Origin of the sequence: Sulfitobacter sp. M85, assembly GCF_029285915.1 — a bacterium.
GTDB lineage: Bacteria > Pseudomonadota > Alphaproteobacteria > Rhodobacterales > Rhodobacteraceae > Sulfitobacter > Sulfitobacter faviae.
The window spans coordinates 216,483-231,609 of the sequence record NZ_JABECQ010000001.1 but is presented as its reverse complement, the minus strand read 5'-3'; the positions used below and the strand labels follow the sequence as shown (position 1 = coordinate 231,609).

Here is a 15,127-nt window from a genome sequence, read left to right as displayed (position 1 = left end):
GTGCTTTAGGACGCGGCCTTGAGCATGTCCTTGTCTTTCAGATCGGCATAGGTCGCATCCAGTGCCTTGGTCGCCCGTTCGGCGAAGATCTTGATCTCTTCCGGGGTGATGATCAGCGGCGGAGAGATGATCATCCGGTCGCCGACATGGCGCATCACCAGATTGTTGGCAAAGCAATGTTCGCGGCAAATGTATCCGGCGGTGCCGCTATCGGCGAATTTCGCGCGACTTTCCTTATGCGGCGTCAGCGGGAGGGAGGCCATCAGGCCCGATACGTTCACCCCGCCTACCAGCGGATGCTCTCCCAGCTTGTCCAACGCCTCTTTTAGCGCGGGGGCGGCGACGTTTTGCACATGGGCGACGATGTTCTCTTCCTGCATGATCCGCAGATTTTCCAGCGCCACGGCAGCGCAAACCGTATGGCCGGAGTAGGTGTAGCCGTGGTTGAACTCACAGGCGTTGATGACCTCGGCGACCTCGTCACAAACGATTGACCCGCCGATAGGCGCGTAGCCCGAGCTCAGCCCCTTGGCGATGGTCATGATATGCGGCTTGATGCCCATGGTCTGCGAGCCAAACCAATTGCCCGTCCGACCAAAGCCGCAGATCACCTCGTCAGCGATCAGCAGAATGTCGTGTTTGTCGCAGATGCGCTGAATCTCGGGCCAATAGGTGCTGGGCGGCACGACGACCCCGCCCGCGCCCTGAACCGGTTCGGCGATGAAGGCGGCGACCTTGTCCGCGCCCAGCTCGACAATCTTCGCTTCCAACTCCTGCGCGCGTTTCAGACCGAAGTCTTCGGGCGACATATCCCCGCCTTCGGCATACCAGTCGGGCTGGCCGATGTGATGGATGCCGGGGATCGGCAGGCCGCCTTGCTCATGCATATAGGTCATGCCGCCGAGACTGGCCGAGCCGACCGAAGAGCCGTGATAGGCGTTCTTGCGGCTGATGATATGGCTCTTCTCAGGCTTGCCCTTTTGCGCCCAATAGGTGCGGACCATGCGCAGGTTGGTGTCATTCGCCTCTGACCCCGACCCGGCGAAGAAGACGTGGTTCAGATCACCGGGGGCTAGATCGGCCAGTTCCTTGGCCAGCGCGATGGCGGGCACATGGGTCGTTTGGAAAAAGGTGTTGTAATAGGGCAGTTCATTCATCTGTCGCGCGGCGACATTGCCCATCTCTTCGCGGCCATAGCCAAGGTTCACGCACCAAAGCCCGGCCATCGCATCGAGAATCTCATTCCCCTCGCTGTCGGTCAGGTAGATGCCCTTGGCCCTTGTGATGATGCGCGCGCCCTTGTCGCCCAATTCATCATTGGTGGTGAAAGGATGCATGTGATGCGCCGCATCCAGCGCCTGAAGGTCCGCGGTGGGGAGGTGATTCGTGATGGGCGGCATGGGTGTGCACCTTCTATTTGCATGAAAAATGAGCTTAGCCGAAGAATATGATCAAATTATAGCATGTCAATCGAATCAACGCGGAACGGGAAGACCATCGAGGGCTGCGCGAATTTGGGTCATTCCTTGGGCAACATCGCCCGCCATAACCTCACCCGCCAACGCGGCATTGCCCTCGGCAAAGGCTGCCAAAAGCTCAGCATGTTTATCGGGCAGATTACTGGTGCCATAGCGCCCGCAAACCACCCGAAGCGAGGGGCCGAAACGCAGCCACAGACGGTCCACCGTCGCGGCCATGATCGGCGCTTCGGCAAGGTCGTAGATCATCCGGTGAAAGCTGTAGTTCTGCATCAAATAGCCGCCGACATCGCCCCGGTCGATGGCATGGTTCAGCGCGTTGTCACAGGCTTTCAAAGCGTTCAAACGCTCATCCGTCATGCGGTTTGCGGCGCGTTTGGTCAGTTCCGGCTCTAGCGTTTCCCGCATGAATCCCAGCTCTTCCAGCCCCGCATGGGTCAGTTCCGGCACGGTGACCCGGCGGTTGCCCAAATGGGTCAGCGCCCCTTCCGAGATCAGGCGGCGGATGGCCTCGCGCACCGGCGTCATGCCCGCATCCAAAGCGGCGGTCAGACCTTGGATCGTGACCCCCTGTCCGGGAGCCAAATCGCCGAAGAGAATCATCTTGCGCAGGCGTTCGTAAACGTGCTGATGGATCGGTGTCTTGACCGCCGCATCGGCGGCGGGAAGCAATCTCGGATCGGTTTTTTCTGAACCCATAGGAGCGGTCTTTCCGTCTTGTTTCGCCGTGTCTTGCAGCATTTCATTCTGCATGAAAGCATAAACCATCTTGCCCGAAGAGGCAAAACTTGATCAAATTGACGAAAGGTGGGGATCAACCCGACCTGTCTAACGGGAGTATGAAATGAAACATGTGCTACTAAGCAGCGTCGCCGTTGCCACCTTGATGGCAGGTGCCGCCACTGCCGAAACGGTCCGGGTCTACAACTGGTCCGACTATATCGACGAATCCTTGCTGGATAAATTCGAAGAAGAGACCGGCATCGAATTGGTCTATGACGTGTTCGACAGCAACGAGGTGCTGGAGACCAAAATGCTCGCCGGTGGGTCCGGCTATGACGTGGTCGTCCCCTCGGGCACCTTCCTGCAGCGCCAGATCACAGCCGGTGCATTCCAGCCGCTGGACACCTCAAAGCTGCCCAACCTTGAGAACATGTGGGACGTGGTTTCCTCGCGGACCGAACAATATGATCCCGATAACGCCCATTCGATCAACTATATGTGGGGCACCACTGGCATCGGCGTGAATGTCGGCAAGGTGAAAGAGATCCTGGGCGAAGATGCCCCGATCGACTCCTGGGACTTGGTTTTCGATCCGGCCAATATGGAAAAACTGGCCGACTGCGGCGTGCATTTCCTTGATGCCCCGGCAGAGATGATCCCCGCCGCGCTGAACTATATCGGCGAAGACCCCAACAGCCATGACCCCGATGTGATCGCCAAGGCCGAAGAGGTCTTCATGCCGGTCCGCCCCTATATCCAGAAGTTCCACTCCTCGGAGTATATCAACGCTTTGGCGAACGGTGACGTCTGCGTCGCAGTCGGTTGGTCCGGGGATATTTTGCAGGCCCGTGACCGCGCGGATGAAGCCGACAACGGTGTCGAAATCGCCTATAACGCCCCCTCCGAAGGCGCGCAGATGTGGTTTGACCAGATGGCCATCCCGGTTGACGCGCCGAACCCTGAGGGCGCGCATAAGTTCCTGAACTTCATCATGGACGCCGAGAATATGGCCGCCGCGTCGAACTATGTGTACTATGCGAACGGCAACAAAGCCTCGCAGGAGCATCTGATCGAGGATGTGATCGGCGACCCGGCGATCTACCCCTCTGAGGCGGCGCTGAACAACCTGTTCACCACCACACCCTACCCGCCGAAAGTGCAGCGCGTGGTGACCCGGCTCTGGACCAAGATCAAGTCCGGTACCTGATCTGAGACAGGGGGCGCGGCCAGTCTGGTCGCGCCCCTTTTTCTTGCCCCGCGACCCCGATCAAAGCCCGAGCAAAGCCCGATCAAAGGATGTCTCAACCGTGAGCCCAACCGTCTTCGCCCCCTGGAACGACCCCGACGAAAAGCCGCTCATTCGCTTTAAGAATGTGACCAAGAAATTTGGTGAGTTCGTCGCCATCGACGATCTGTCTTTGGATATCTACGCACAGGAATTCTTTGCCCTGCTTGGGCCTTCGGGCTGTGGCAAGACGACGATGATGCGCATGTTGGCCGGGTTCGAAAGCCCCACCACCGGGCGCATTGAATTGACCGGGCAGGATATCGCCCCGGTGCCCCCGAACAAACGCGCGGTGAACATGATGTTCCAATCCTACGCGCTGTTTCCGCATCTCAGCATCTGGGACAACATCGCCTTCGGCCTGCGCCGCGACAAGATGGGGAAGGACGCCATCGCCGCCCGCGTGGCCGAGATGCTGAAGCTTACCCGGCTAGAGAAATTCGCCCGCCGCAAACCGCATCAGATTTCCGGCGGCCAACGGCAGCGTGTGGCGCTGGCGCGCTCGCTAGCCAAAGCGCCGAAGCTTCTGCTGCTTGATGAACCCTTGGGCGCGCTGGACAAGAAGCTGCGGCAAGACACCCAGTTCGAGCTGATGGACATCCAAGAATCCACCGGCACCACCTTCGTCATCGTGACCCACGACCAAGAAGAGGCGATGACCGTCGCCTCTCGCGTGGCGGTGATGGACGAGGGGCGTGTGATTCAGGTGGCCACCCCAGCCGAGATCTATGAGGCGCCGAATTCCGTCTATGTCGCTGACTTCATCGGTGACGTGAACATCATCGAAGCCAGCACCAAGGCCATTGGCCAAGATCAATATCATCTGAACTGGATCGACGGGCAGCCGCCGCTGACCGCCACCTCTGCCGCGCCGTTCAGCGAGGGACAGCAGGCCCATCTGGCGATCCGGCCCGAGAAAATCCGCATCTCGACCGAGCGGCCCGAGGATGCGCCCAATGCGCTACAGGGCAAAGTGCTCGACATCGCCTATCTGGGGAACCTCTCCACCTATCACGTCGAACTGCCCGGCGGCCAGGTGATCAAGGCGCAGACGGCCAACACTCGCCGCATCGCGCGCCGTGACATCACATGGGAAGACCCGGTCTGGATTTCATGGAGCGCCACCGCAGGCGTTTTGTTGGCGCAATGAACATGCGTCGTTTCGCCCTGATCGCGGTTCCGTACCTCTGGCTGTTGGCGCTGTTTCTGGTGCCTTTCCTTATCGTTTTCAAAATCTCCCTCTCCGATACGGCACTGGCGATCCCGCCCTATACGCCGACGATCAAGGACGGCATCAGCGCCCTGATCGCCCAGTTGGATTTCGAGAATTTTACCTTCCTCGCCTCCGACGATCTTTATTGGAAAGCCTACCTGAGCTCCCTGCGCATCGCCGTTGTATCGACCGCGCTGACGCTCTTGGTCGGCTATCCCATCGCCTACGGCATGGCCCGCGCCCCCGAAGAGTGGCGCGCCACATTGATGATGTTGGTGATCCTGCCGTTCTGGACCTCCTTCCTGATCCGCGTCTATGCGTGGATGGGCATTCTCAGCAACGAAGGGCTGCTGAACCAACTTTTGATGGGGTTGGGTCTAACGGCAGAGCCTTTACAGATCCTTAATACCAACACGGCAGTCTACATCGGCATCGTCTATACCTACCTGCCGTTCATGATCCTGCCCATCTACGCCGCGCTGGACCGCTTGGATGAATCCCTGAACGAGGCGGCGGAGGATCTCGGCTGCTCGCGTTTGCAAGCCTTCTGGCTGGTGACGATCCCGCTGTCGCGCAACGGCATTGTGGCGGGCAGCTTCCTTGTCTTCATCCCGGCCCTGGGTGAATTCGTGATCCCCTCGCTTTTGGGCGGGTCGGGCACGCTGATGATCGGCAAGGTGCTGTGGGAGGAGTTCTTTAACAACCGCGACTGGCCGGTGGCGAGCGCGGTGGCGGTGATCCTGCTGCTGATCCTGATCATCCCGATCATCCTCTTCCAGCGCAACCAGCAGAAACAGGCGGAGGCCGAACAATGAAGCGGATGACATGGTTCAACGTGACCTCGCTCACCTTGGGCTTCGCCTTTCTCTACCTGCCGATGATCATTCTGGTGATCTACAGTTTCAACGCCTCGAAACTGGTGACGGTCTGGGCCGGATTCTCGACCCGCTGGTATGGCGAGCTGTTGCAAAACGAAGCCTTCCTGAACGCCGCTTGGGTCACGCTGAAGGTCGCGGTGATCTCCTCCTCCATCGCCACGGTGCTGGGCACGATGGCGGCCTATGTGCTGGTGCGCAGCGGGCGGTTCATGGGGCGGACATTGTTCTCCGGCATGATCTACGCGCCGCTGGTGATGCCAGAGGTGATTACCGGTCTGTCGCTCCTCTTGCTCTTCATCGGCATCGGGCTGGACCGGGGCGTGCTGACCATCGTGCTGGCGCATACGACTTTTTCGATGTGCTATGTCTCGGTCGTCGTCTCCTCGCGGCTAGTGTCCTTCGACCGTTCGTTGGAGGAGGCCGCGCTCGACCTCGGTTCGTCCCCTTGGGAGGCCTTCCGCCTCGTGACCCTGCCGATCATCGCGCCTGCGGTGATCTCGGGCTGGCTTCTGGCCTTCACGCTCAGCCTCGATGATCTGGTCATCGCCTCCTTCACCGCCGGGCCATCGGCGACGACGCTGCCGATCAAGATCTTCAGCGCCGTGCGTTTGGGCGTCTCGCCCGAGATCAACGCGCTCTCGACGATCATGATCGCCATCGTGACCGTAGGGGTTATCACTGCATCGCTGGTCAGCAAACGCTCAAGCCTGCGCGCGCAGGAGGAGGCCCGCGCGGCGGAACGGCCCGCCGCATGAAGCGTATCTACGCGAATTTCGCCTATTCCGAAGCGCCGCGTGCGGGCTGCTGGTGGGACCAGACCCATGGCGCGCCGGAGCGTCCGGCGCTGCAAGGCGACGCGCAGGCCGATGTGGTGATCATCGGCGGCGGTTTTACCGGCCTCAATGCCGCGCTGCATCTGGCGCGGGCCGGGGTCGGGGCCACGGTGCTGGAGGCCGAGCGGGTGGGCTTTGGCGCTTCGGGCCGCAACGGGGGCTTTTGCTGCTTGGGCGGCGGGATGCTGGACGACGCGGCGCTTGACCGGAAATTCGGGCGGGCAGAGCGGCTTGGCTGGCGGCAGGCCGAGGTGGCGGCGATCCGACAGGTGGAGGATTTCATCGCCGCCCGCGGCATCAATGTTGATCGGCATTCTCGAGGGGAAACCCAGCTGGCCCACCGCCCGCGCGATTTCGAAGAGATGCGCGGCAGGCTGGAGTACTACGCGGAGAATTACGGCGTCACGGCCCGGTTGACCGAAAAGGCCGATCTGGCCGCCGAGGGGCTGAACGCAGGCTTCGAGGGCGCGATCACGGTGCCGATTGGCTTTGGCCTCAACCCCCGCAAATATGTGACCGACCTCGCACAGGCCGCGGAAGAGGCGGGGGCCGCGATCTATCACAACAGCCCGGCCACCGGGGTGACGGGGCGCGAGGGCGCGTTCGAGGTCACGACGCCGCAGGGCTGCATTCGGGCCGAGCGGGTGATCATTGCCACCAACGGCTATTCCTCCGAAGACCTGCCGCGATGGCTGGCCGCGCGCTACATGCCGACGCAATCCAGCGTGATCGTGACCCGCCCGATGACCGAGGCAGAGCTTTCCGCCCAAGGTTGGACCAGCCAACAGGCCTGCTATGACAGCCGCCATCTGCTGCATTACTTCCGGCTGATGCCTGACAATCGTATGTTGTTCGGCGTGCGCGGCGGGCTGATGTCCAACCCCAATTCCGAGCGGCGGGCGCTGGCCCGGGCCCGGGCGGATTTCGAGGCGATGTTCCCCGCGTGGCGTCATGTCGAAACGCCGCATGGCTGGTCGGGCATGGTCTGTATCGCGCGCAATCGCATGCCATTCGTGGGGCAGGTGCCGGATCAGCCGGGGATCTTCGCAGGGCTGTGCTACCACGGCAATGGGGTGGCGATGGGCAGCTATTCCGGTGCGCTCTTGGCTGATCTGGTTCGCGGCATAACGCCCGAGCGGCCCTATCCCGCCCCCATGCGCGCCCCGCTTGCACGGTTCGAACTGGGCCGTTTTCGCCGGGCGGTCATGCCCTTTGCCTATGCAGGCTTCGCGCTGTCGGATCGCTGAGGCGGGCGGTCAGCCCTCTTCCCGCGCCGCGCGTGCCTTGGCCAGCGTGATCTGGCGCTGCCGTTCGCGGAACCGTTCCTTATCCTCTGCCGAGGTCTCATCCACACATTGATGACAGGACACCCCGGCCTCATAGGCGGGGTGCTGCGTATCCTCGGGCAGGATCGGGCGGCGGCAGCCGTGGCAAAGCATATGCGGCCCCTCGCGCAGCCCATGGCCGACGCTGACGCGGTTATCGAAGACGAAACAGTCGCCTTCCCATGTGCTTTCCTGCTCAGGCACCTCTTCAAGGTATTTTAGGATGCCGCCTTTGAGGTGGAAGACATCCTCGACCCCCTGACCGATCAGATAGTTGGTCGATTTCTCGCAACGGATGCCGCCGGTGCAGAACATCGCGATCTTCTTGTTGTGGAAGCGGTCTTTGTTCGCCTCCCACCACGCGGGGAATTCACCAAAGCTCTCGGTCTCGGGGTCGACCGCGCCTTCGAAGGTGCCAATAGCCACTTCGTAGCTGTTGCGCGTGTCGATCACCGCCACATCGGGGGAGCGGATTAATTCGTTCCAGTCTTTGGGGTCGACGTAATGGCCCACCTTGGCGCGGGGATCGACATCGGGCTGGCCCATCGTCACGATCTCGCGCTTGATGCGCACCTTCATCTTGCCGAAGGGCGGCTTGTCGCTGGGGGCCTCTTTCCACTCCAGATCCGCGCAGCCGGGCAGGGCGCGCAGATGGGCGATCACCGCGTCGATCCCGGCGCGCGGCCCGGCGATGGTGCCGTTCACCCCTTCGGGGGCCAGCAGCAGCGTGCCCATGACCGATTGCGCCTCGCAAAGCGCCAAAAGCGCGGGTTTGAGCGCGGCGGGATCGTCGAAGCGGGTGAAGTGATATAGGGCGGCGATGGTATACATGAGCGTCAAATAAGCGCTTCGGCGGCAAAGCTCAATCCGGCGCGTGCCATTGACCTACCCCATCCGCAGCCCTACCCCTTTTGGTAAGGAGAATGCCCATGACCCATGCCCTGATCGTGATCGACGTTCAAAATGATTTCTGCCCCGGCGGCGCGCTGGAAGTGCCGCAGGGCGATGAGATTCTGCGCGGCATCAACGCGCTGATGCCCGAGTTCGACGCCGTGGTGCTGACGCAGGACTGGCACCCGGCGGCGCATTCGTCTTTTGCCTCATCGCATAAGAACAACGGGCCTTACGAGGTCATCACCATGCCCTACGGCCCGCAGGTGCTTTGGCCCGATCACTGCATCCAGGGCAGCATTGGCGCGCAGTTCCACCCCGAGTTGCAAACCGACCGCGCCGATCTGATCATCCGCAAGGGCTACAACCCCGACATCGACAGCTATTCGGCGTTTTTCGAGAATGACCACCGTACGCCCACGGGGCTCGAAGGCTATTTGCGCACGCGCGGGATCGAGCGGCTGACCATGGTGGGGCTGGCGCTGGATTTCTGCGTAAACTTCTCGGCTGTGGACGCGGCAAAACTTGGGTTCAAGGTCGATGTGCGCGAAGACCTGTGCCGCGCGATTGATCTGGACGGATCGCTTGCCAAAGCCCGCGAAGGCATGCGCGCGGCGGGGGTGACGCTGGCCTGATCCGCCGCTTTCCCCTTGCCCATCTGTCCGCCCCCTTGGCATGAAGGGGCACGCAATAAGGAACCTCCCATGGTCGACATCGCCACCCGCGTCTATAACCACAAGTGGAAAATCGACCCCATCGTGCGGTCGCTTATCGACACGGATTTCTACAAGCTCTTGATGTGCCAGTCGGTTTTTCGCAACAAGCCGGACACGCAGGTCACCTTTAGCCTGATCAACCGCTCCACCCATATCCCGCTGGCCAAGCTGATCGACGAGGGGGAGTTGCGCGAGCAACTCGATCACATCCGCTCGCTCAGCCTCAGCCGGGGGGAGAGCACGTGGCTGCGCGGCAATACCTTCTACGGCAAACGCCAGATGTTCCGCCCCGATTTCATGGAGTGGTTCGAAGGCATGCGCCTGCCGCCCTATCATCTGGAGCGGAAGGGCGATCAATATGAGCTGACCTTCGAGGGCAAGTGGCATGAGGTCATGCTTTGGGAGATTCCCGCGCTGGCGGTGCTGATGGAGCTGCGCAGCCGCGCCGCGCTCGACCCGATGGGTAAGTTCGAGCTTCAGGTGCTTTACGCCCGTGCCATGACCCGCGTCTGGGAAAAGATCGAAGCGCTGCGCGAGGTCGACAACCTTTCAATCGCGGATTTTGGCACCCGGCGGCGGCATTCCTACCTCTGGCAGGATTGGTGCGTGCAGGCGATGCATGAGGGGCTGGGCGATGCCTTTACCGGCACCTCCAACTGTCGCATCGCCATGATGCGCGAGCTTGAGGCGATTGGCACCAATGCCCATGAATTGCCCATGGTCTATGCCGCTTTGGCCGAGGATGACGCCGCCCTTGCCCGCGCGCCCTATGATGTGCTGTCGGATTGGCATGACGAACACGAAGGCAACCTGCGGATTATTCTGCCCGATACCTACGGCACCAAGGGCTTTCTCGATCACGCGCCGGATTGGCTGGCGGGCTGGACCGGCATCCGCGTCGACAGCGGCGATCCGGCCACGGCGGCGCAGACGGCCATTGACTGGTGGCGCGCCCGTGGCGAGGACCCGACGACCAAGCGGGTGATCTTCAGCGATGGGCTGGATGTGGACAAGATCAAGGAGCTGCACGCCCAGTTTGCGGGCAAGGCCAAGGTCTCTTTCGGTTGGGGGACGTTGCTGACCAATGACTTCCGCGGGCTGGTGCCGAATGATGCGCTGGCGCCCTTTAGTTTGGTCTGCAAAGCGGTCAGCGCCAATGGGCGGCCCACGGTCAAACTCTCGGACAACCCGAACAAGGCGATGGGGCCGGCGGATGAAATCGCGCGTTACAAGCGTGTTTTCGGGGTCGGAGAGCAGGCCGCGCAGCAGGTGATCGTTTGACGGTCAGCCTTCGCCAAGGGCGGCCACGGGGAACTCCGCCGTGGCAATCAACCCTTCGGGCTGCCAATCGTAGTGCAGGGTGCCACCGACTGCGCGGGTCAAGGACTGGATGATCCGCGAGCCGCTGTTGCGCGGAGATTTGATGACCTCTGGCCCACCTGTTTCGCGCCAGACAAACCGCATGCGCGCAGGCTCCTGAAGGATGGTGATATCCAGCGATACCCGCCCGGTATCGGAACTGAGCGAGCCGTGTTTCACCGCATTCGTCGCCAGCTCGTGCAAGGCCAGCGTCAGGGGGGAAACGAGGCGGTGCGAGATCAGCGGATTCGCCCCGGTGAGGTTGATCTGATCCTCGGTGGCCGAGGTATAGGCCCGCATGATCGGCCCCATCAGCGTCTCGAAATCCACCTCATGCTGGTCGCTACGGCCAATCGTGTCGAAATGCGCCGCGCCCAAGGCGGCCAGCCGCTCGATCACCTTGTCGGCAAAGGCCGCCGGGGACGGCTCCTCACGAGCGGTCAGGCGGACCATGGCGGTCATGACGTTGACGATATTGCGTAGCCGGTGCAGCAATTCGTCATCGGCCAGTTGCCGGTGCTCCCGCTCCACCCGGCGGCGTTCGGAAACGTCGAGTTGCGAGCCGAAGAAATAGATCAGATTGCCGTCTTCGTCATTAATCGGCCCCAGTTGTAGGGCGTTCAGGAAGCGGCTGCCATCCTTGCGGTAGTTCACGATCTCAACCGTGTCGACCCGGCGCGCTAGTAGGATTTCGCGCACCGCATCGACGCTTTCGCGCGTGGTTTCCGGACCTTGCAGGAAACGGCAGTTCTGGCCCACGATCTCATCCAAGCCATAGCCGGTGAGATCGGTGAAAGCGTCATTCACATAGACGATGGGATTGTCCGGCAGGGTCGGGTCGGTGATGCACAGCGGCAGGCGGGCATAGCGCACGACCTTGCCTAGAACGTCTTCGGTCAGGGTCTGCCGAGCGGCGGAGACCGTGTTGTCGTTCATGAATTCCCGCCCCTTGATCGAAACTGGCCGTCAATGTGCCCTGCACGTGGCTTTTGGGTCAACCCGCATACTGGGGGTTGGGCCATATTTATCTACTAAATGCTGTATGCGCCATACGGTTCCGCGAGGTTCGATAAATGCGGCTTGTCAGGAAGGGCCTAAAATGCGTAATTGAGGGCGCTTGGTGTCCCGAAAAGCGCCTTTGAGTGTGGGACCGAAAAGGGAATTCAGTAAGGGGTCGCCCGACCCTGAAGCCGAAGCCGCCCCCGCGACTGTAAGCGGAAAGCCAATGCCCCTCGTGCCACTTGTCCTTTCGGACGGGGAAGGCGGGCAAAGGCCACGACCCGCGAGCCAGGAGACCTGCCAGGCAAATGAAACGCTAGATGCCGTCGGGTGTGACGGTAAGGAGATTGAAGATGACGACGATGATTAAGACCGCCGGTGCCACGCGCAGCAAACTCGTACCGGCGCTGTTTGCCGCCGTATTGGGTGTGGCTCTGATGGCGCTGACCGGCCATGTGCAGGCCGCAGCCCTGCATGATGCCGCCCATGACGTGCGCCACGCGACAGGCTTTCCCTGCCACTAAGCGCCGCGTTCGGTATCACTGGGGTCCGGGCTGCCATGCCGCAGTCCGGCAGTCTGTGATTCTGGCTTTCTTTCCATGCCCGCCTCTTGCCGTTTTGCCTGCCTCCGCCCTTGACCGTGTGGGCAGGGCTTTGGCGCATCTTGAGGCTGGCTGATGGCTCGGCCCGCGTTTCACGCGGCGCTGAGTATCATTTCGCATCCAAGGATCATTGCGATGTTTTCACGTTTTCTGACTTCCGCCCTGTTCGCCGGGGCCTCTGCCGGCTTGTTGACCGGTTTGCTGCAACTTTATTTCGTGCAGCCCGTGCTGCTTCATGCCGAGCTTTATGAGACCGGTGCGCTGGTGCATTTCGGGGCCGACCCCGTCAGCGCGCACCCCGATTTGCCCGGTTTCGATGCCGTCCGCGATGGGTTGAGCCTGATCTTCACCATGTTGACCTATACTGCCTATGCGCTGATCCTTCTGGCCGCGATGAGCCTTGGCGAAGAGCGCGGCGCGGTAATCGATGGCCGCTGGGGCATCCTTTGGGGTGTCGCCGGTTTCGTGGCCTTCCACCTCGCGCCGGGGTTCAGCCTTGCGCCCGAGGTGCCCGGTGTGGCCGCAGCGGACATCACCGCGCGGCAAATCTGGTGGTTTGCCACCGCAGCGGCAGCGCTGGTGGCGATGTGGCTACTCGCCTTCGGCAAAGGTTGGGGCGCATGGATCGGCGCGGCGGTACTGCTGATGGCCCCCCATGTCATCGGCGCACCCGAACCCGAAAGCTTCAGCGGTCCGGTACCGACAGAGATCGGCGCGCTCTTCGCCGCGCGTGCGCTTGGCATCGGCCTTGCAGCCTGGGTTCTGCTGGGCAGTTTCGCCGGGTTCTTTTGGCAACGTGAAGGCGCGCAGAGCGCCTGAGGGAGGTCGAGATGGACAGATCACTGGCGCTTTTCGCCATTGGATTGGTCTTTGGCGGTGGCATCGGTTTTGCCATCGCCGCGAGCAATGGTGTCACCTTCGACGGCCATGACCACGGCGACCCTGCCGCCCATGGCGGCGGCGGGCATGCGGCCATGGATCACGGCGGTGCGGATCACGCGCGGATGCACGGCCAGCCCATCGCGCTGGCCGCCGAAGAGGCCCCCAGCCTTGCGATCCGCGTGACGCCCGACCCGATGGCGGGCTACAACCTTTATGTGGAAACCGAAGGTTTCGCCTTTGCGCCGCAAAACGCCAGCGGCGACAACCAGCCGGGCGAGGGCCATGCCCATGTCTATGTCAACGGTGCCAAGATCGGGCGGCTTTACGGCCCATGGCTGCATCTGGCTGACCTGCCCAAGGGCGAGGTCACGGTGGAGGTCACGCTCAACGCCAATGACCACCGCCCCTTGGCGGTGAACGGTGCGCCGATTACGGCCCGCGAGGTGCTGACGGTTGAATAATCGCCCCGCCTCCCCTTTTCATAGCGCGCCGGAGCGCATACCCGGCACGCATAACCCGATGGGACAAGATCAATGAGCGCAACCCTACATGTCTGCATGACCTGCCGCGCCGGTGAGGTGCTGGAGGAAGACGCCCCGCGCCCCGGCGCGCAGCTTCATGCCGCCCTCGACGCCGCAGGCGCGCCCGAGGGCGTGACCATCGTGCCGGTGCAATGTCTTTCCGCCTGTTCGCAGGGGGCCGCCGTGGCACTGTCTGCGCCGGGCAAATGGTCCTATGTCTATGGCCGCTTGACCAAGGAAGACGCCGCCGACATCCTTGCCGGAGCCGCCGCCTATGCCGCCACCGAAGACGGGCTGGTGCCATGGCGCGAACGCCCGGTCATCTTTCGCAAGCAAAGCCTTGCGCGTATCCCCCCTTTGACCCTGCCGCAGGAGCCTACCGCATGAGCGATCTCGCCAAAATTCCCGTTACCGTCATCACCGGCTTTCTCGGCGCTGGTAAAACCACGCTCATCCGCCACCTGATGACCAATGCAGGCGGGCGTCGCCTTGCCGTTCTGGTCAATGAGTTTGGCACCGTGGGTGTGGACGGTGACATCCTGAAATCCTGCGCCATCGACGACTGCCCGGCGGAGAATATCGTCGAGCTGGCCAATGGCTGCATCTGCTGCACTGTGGCGGATGACTTTATCCCGACCATCGAAGCGCTGATGGCTCTGCCGACGCGCCCCGATCACATCCTGATCGAAACCTCTGGGCTGGCCCTGCCGAAACCGCTGCTTAAAGCCTTCGACTGGCCCGCGATCCGGTCCAAGATCACCGTCGACGGCGTCATCGCGCTGGCCGATGCCGAGGCCGTGGCCGCTGGCACTTTCGCCGCCGATGTCGCCGCCGTGGACGCGCAGCGTCTGGCCGATGACAGCCTCGACCACGAAACGCCGCTTTCCGAAGTGTTCGAAGATCAGATTTCCTGCGCCGATATCGTGCTGATGTCCAAAGCCGATCTCGCCGGTCCCGATGGCCTTGCCAAAGCCCGTAAGGTGATTGAAGAGGAAAGCCCGCGTGAGATTCCGATCCTTGAGATGACCGAAGGCGTGATCGACCCCAAGGTGGTGCTCGGCCTCAACGCTGCCGCCGAAGACGACCTCGCCGCGCGCCCTTCGCATCATGACGGCCATGACGATCACGAGCATGACGATTTCGAAACCGTGGTGATCCCGATGCCGGAAGTGTCGGATGTCGATGCGCTGGTGGCCTCGATCGAGCGGCTCGCGCGTGAGCAGAACATCCTGCGCGTGAAGGGCTATGTCGCTGTCGAGGGTAAACCGATGCGCCTGTTGGTGCAGGCTGTGGGCGCGCGGGTGCGTCAGCAGTTCGACCGCCCTTGGGGCAGCGACACGCGCGCCGGGCATCTGGTGGTGATCGCCGAGCATGACGACATCGACCTTGCCAAAATCCGCGAGACTTTGGGAGCCTGATCGC

16 protein-coding genes and 1 riboswitch are annotated in these 15,127 nt (G+C 62.0%); of the genes, 12 read left to right on the top strand and 4 right to left on the bottom strand.

The genetic code is table 11. From position 1 onward, the window contains the following. Nucleotides 1-5: 5 nt before the first annotated feature. Both HKX24_RS01245 and HKX24_RS01240 read right to left on the bottom strand, forming a co-directional pair. A complete protein-coding gene (locus tag HKX24_RS01245) occupies nucleotides 6-1,400 on the bottom strand; it encodes an aspartate aminotransferase family protein (protein WP_271692576.1) in 1,395 nt (464 codons plus the stop codon). 75 nt (nucleotides 1,401-1,475) lie between these two features. Next, entirely contained in the window at nucleotides 1,476-2,177 is a 702-nt protein-coding gene (locus tag HKX24_RS01240; protein ID WP_209216764.1) for a GntR family transcriptional regulator, read from the bottom strand. A gap of 145 nt (nucleotides 2,178-2,322) precedes the next feature. On the opposite strand from HKX24_RS01240, the gene HKX24_RS01235 reads away from it, so the two are divergent. From HKX24_RS01235 to HKX24_RS01215, 5 genes are all read left to right on the top strand, one after another. Then, nucleotides 2,323-3,408 (top strand): polyamine ABC transporter substrate-binding protein, encoded by a 1,086-nt coding sequence (locus tag HKX24_RS01235; protein WP_271692575.1) that lies wholly within the window; start codon nucleotides 2,323-2,325, stop codon nucleotides 3,406-3,408. A gap of 100 nt (nucleotides 3,409-3,508) precedes the next feature. After that, nucleotides 3,509-4,636 carry an ABC transporter ATP-binding protein gene (locus HKX24_RS01230; protein ID WP_271692574.1) on the top strand — a complete coding sequence of 376 codons (1,128 nt, stop codon included), beginning with the start codon at nucleotides 3,509-3,511 and terminating at the stop codon, nucleotides 4,634-4,636. A 2-nt stretch (nucleotides 4,637-4,638) separates the two neighbouring features. Continuing rightward, a complete protein-coding gene (locus HKX24_RS01225; RefSeq protein ID WP_067265718.1) occupies nucleotides 4,639-5,514 on the top strand; it encodes an ABC transporter permease subunit in 876 nt (291 codons plus the stop codon). Next, a complete protein-coding gene (locus HKX24_RS01220; protein ID WP_271692573.1) occupies nucleotides 5,511-6,332 on the top strand; it encodes an ABC transporter permease subunit in 822 nt (273 codons plus the stop codon). The genes HKX24_RS01225 and HKX24_RS01220 overlap by 4 nt, the downstream gene beginning before the upstream one ends. After that, the gene (locus tag HKX24_RS01215) at nucleotides 6,329-7,657 is read left to right on the top strand and encodes an FAD-binding oxidoreductase (RefSeq protein ID WP_271692572.1); all 1,329 of its coding nucleotides are present in this window, start codon (nucleotides 6,329-6,331) and stop codon (nucleotides 7,655-7,657) included. Before HKX24_RS01220 ends, HKX24_RS01215 begins: the two co-directional genes overlap by 4 nt. A gap of 9 nt (nucleotides 7,658-7,666) precedes the next feature. Here the strand turns inward: HKX24_RS01215 and HKX24_RS01210 are convergent, their stop codons facing one another. After that, nucleotides 7,667-8,566 carry a rhodanese-related sulfurtransferase gene (locus HKX24_RS01210; protein ID WP_271692571.1) on the bottom strand — a complete coding sequence of 300 codons (900 nt, stop codon included), beginning with the start codon at nucleotides 8,564-8,566 and terminating at the stop codon, nucleotides 7,667-7,669. A 98-nt stretch (nucleotides 8,567-8,664) separates the two neighbouring features. On the opposite strand from HKX24_RS01210, the gene pncA reads away from it, so the two are divergent. Then, nucleotides 8,665-9,261 carry a bifunctional nicotinamidase/pyrazinamidase gene (gene pncA, locus HKX24_RS01205; RefSeq protein WP_271692570.1) on the top strand — a complete coding sequence of 199 codons (597 nt, stop codon included), beginning with the start codon at nucleotides 8,665-8,667 and terminating at the stop codon, nucleotides 9,259-9,261. 69 nt (nucleotides 9,262-9,330) lie between these two features. Continuing rightward, nucleotides 9,331-10,623 (top strand): nicotinate phosphoribosyltransferase, encoded by a 1,293-nt coding sequence (gene pncB, locus HKX24_RS01200; protein WP_067265706.1) that lies wholly within the window; start codon nucleotides 9,331-9,333, stop codon nucleotides 10,621-10,623. Nucleotides 10,624-10,626: 3 nt separating this feature from the next. On the opposite strand, the gene HKX24_RS01195 is transcribed toward pncB, so the two are convergent. Further along, nucleotides 10,627-11,637 (bottom strand): PAS domain-containing protein, encoded by a 1,011-nt coding sequence (locus tag HKX24_RS01195; RefSeq protein WP_271692569.1) that lies wholly within the window; start codon nucleotides 11,635-11,637, stop codon nucleotides 10,627-10,629. 165 nt (nucleotides 11,638-11,802) lie between these two features. Beyond that, nucleotides 11,803-12,020, top strand: a riboswitch (cobalamin riboswitch). A gap of 33 nt (nucleotides 12,021-12,053) precedes the next feature. On the opposite strand from HKX24_RS01195, the gene HKX24_RS01190 reads away from it, so the two are divergent. The 5 genes from HKX24_RS01190 (at nucleotide 12,054) to cobW (ending at nucleotide 15,123) form a co-directional block, all read left to right on the top strand. Next, complete coding sequence (locus HKX24_RS01190) at nucleotides 12,054-12,224, top strand: CbtB-domain containing protein (RefSeq protein WP_082849519.1); 171 nt, start codon at nucleotides 12,054-12,056, stop codon at nucleotides 12,222-12,224. Nucleotides 12,225-12,437: 213 nt separating this feature from the next. Further along, complete coding sequence (locus HKX24_RS01185; protein WP_271692568.1) at nucleotides 12,438-13,121, top strand: CbtA family protein; 684 nt, start codon at nucleotides 12,438-12,440, stop codon at nucleotides 13,119-13,121. An 11-nt stretch (nucleotides 13,122-13,132) separates the two neighbouring features. Then, entirely contained in the window at nucleotides 13,133-13,645 is a 513-nt protein-coding gene (locus HKX24_RS01180) for a hypothetical protein (RefSeq protein ID WP_271692567.1), read from the top strand. A gap of 72 nt (nucleotides 13,646-13,717) precedes the next feature. Next, entirely contained in the window at nucleotides 13,718-14,092 is a 375-nt protein-coding gene (locus HKX24_RS01175; protein WP_271692566.1) for a DUF1636 domain-containing protein, read from the top strand. Then, nucleotides 14,089-15,123, top strand: coding sequence for a cobalamin biosynthesis protein CobW (gene cobW / locus HKX24_RS01170; RefSeq protein ID WP_271688495.1), 1,035 nt, complete (start codon nucleotides 14,089-14,091; stop codon nucleotides 15,121-15,123). The genes HKX24_RS01175 and cobW overlap by 4 nt, the downstream gene beginning before the upstream one ends. The last annotated feature ends 4 nt before the right edge of the window (nucleotides 15,124-15,127 follow it).

What these genes read in the sequence shown, in the direction of transcription:
- HKX24_RS01245 (WP_271692576.1), bottom strand. Translation starts at nt 1,400, where the DNA reads ATGCCGCCCATCACGAATCACCTCCCCACCGCGGACCTTCAGGCGCTG.
- HKX24_RS01240 (WP_209216764.1), bottom strand. Translation starts at nt 2,177, where the DNA reads ATGGGTTCAGAAAAAACCGATCCGAGATTGCTTCCCGCCGCCGATGCG.
- HKX24_RS01235 (WP_271692575.1), top strand. Translation starts at nt 2,323, where the DNA reads ATGAAACATGTGCTACTAAGCAGCGTCGCCGTTGCCACCTTGATGGCA.
- HKX24_RS01225 (WP_067265718.1), top strand. Translation starts at nt 4,639, where the DNA reads ATGCGTCGTTTCGCCCTGATCGCGGTTCCGTACCTCTGGCTGTTGGCG.
- HKX24_RS01220 (WP_271692573.1), top strand. Translation starts at nt 5,511, where the DNA reads ATGAAGCGGATGACATGGTTCAACGTGACCTCGCTCACCTTGGGCTTC.
- HKX24_RS01215 (WP_271692572.1), top strand. Translation starts at nt 6,329, where the DNA reads ATGAAGCGTATCTACGCGAATTTCGCCTATTCCGAAGCGCCGCGTGCG.
- HKX24_RS01210 (WP_271692571.1), bottom strand. Translation starts at nt 8,566, where the DNA reads ATGTATACCATCGCCGCCCTATATCACTTCACCCGCTTCGACGATCCC.
- pncA (WP_271692570.1), top strand. Translation starts at nt 8,665, where the DNA reads ATGACCCATGCCCTGATCGTGATCGACGTTCAAAATGATTTCTGCCCC.
- pncB (WP_067265706.1), top strand. Translation starts at nt 9,331, where the DNA reads ATGGTCGACATCGCCACCCGCGTCTATAACCACAAGTGGAAAATCGAC.
- HKX24_RS01195 (WP_271692569.1), bottom strand. Translation starts at nt 11,637, where the DNA reads ATGAACGACAACACGGTCTCCGCCGCTCGGCAGACCCTGACCGAAGAC.
- HKX24_RS01190 (WP_082849519.1), top strand. Translation starts at nt 12,054, where the DNA reads ATGACGACGATGATTAAGACCGCCGGTGCCACGCGCAGCAAACTCGTA.
- HKX24_RS01185 (WP_271692568.1), top strand. Translation starts at nt 12,438, where the DNA reads ATGTTTTCACGTTTTCTGACTTCCGCCCTGTTCGCCGGGGCCTCTGCC.
- HKX24_RS01180 (WP_271692567.1), top strand. Translation starts at nt 13,133, where the DNA reads ATGGACAGATCACTGGCGCTTTTCGCCATTGGATTGGTCTTTGGCGGT.
- HKX24_RS01175 (WP_271692566.1), top strand. Translation starts at nt 13,718, where the DNA reads ATGAGCGCAACCCTACATGTCTGCATGACCTGCCGCGCCGGTGAGGTG.
- cobW (WP_271688495.1), top strand. Translation starts at nt 14,089, where the DNA reads ATGAGCGATCTCGCCAAAATTCCCGTTACCGTCATCACCGGCTTTCTC.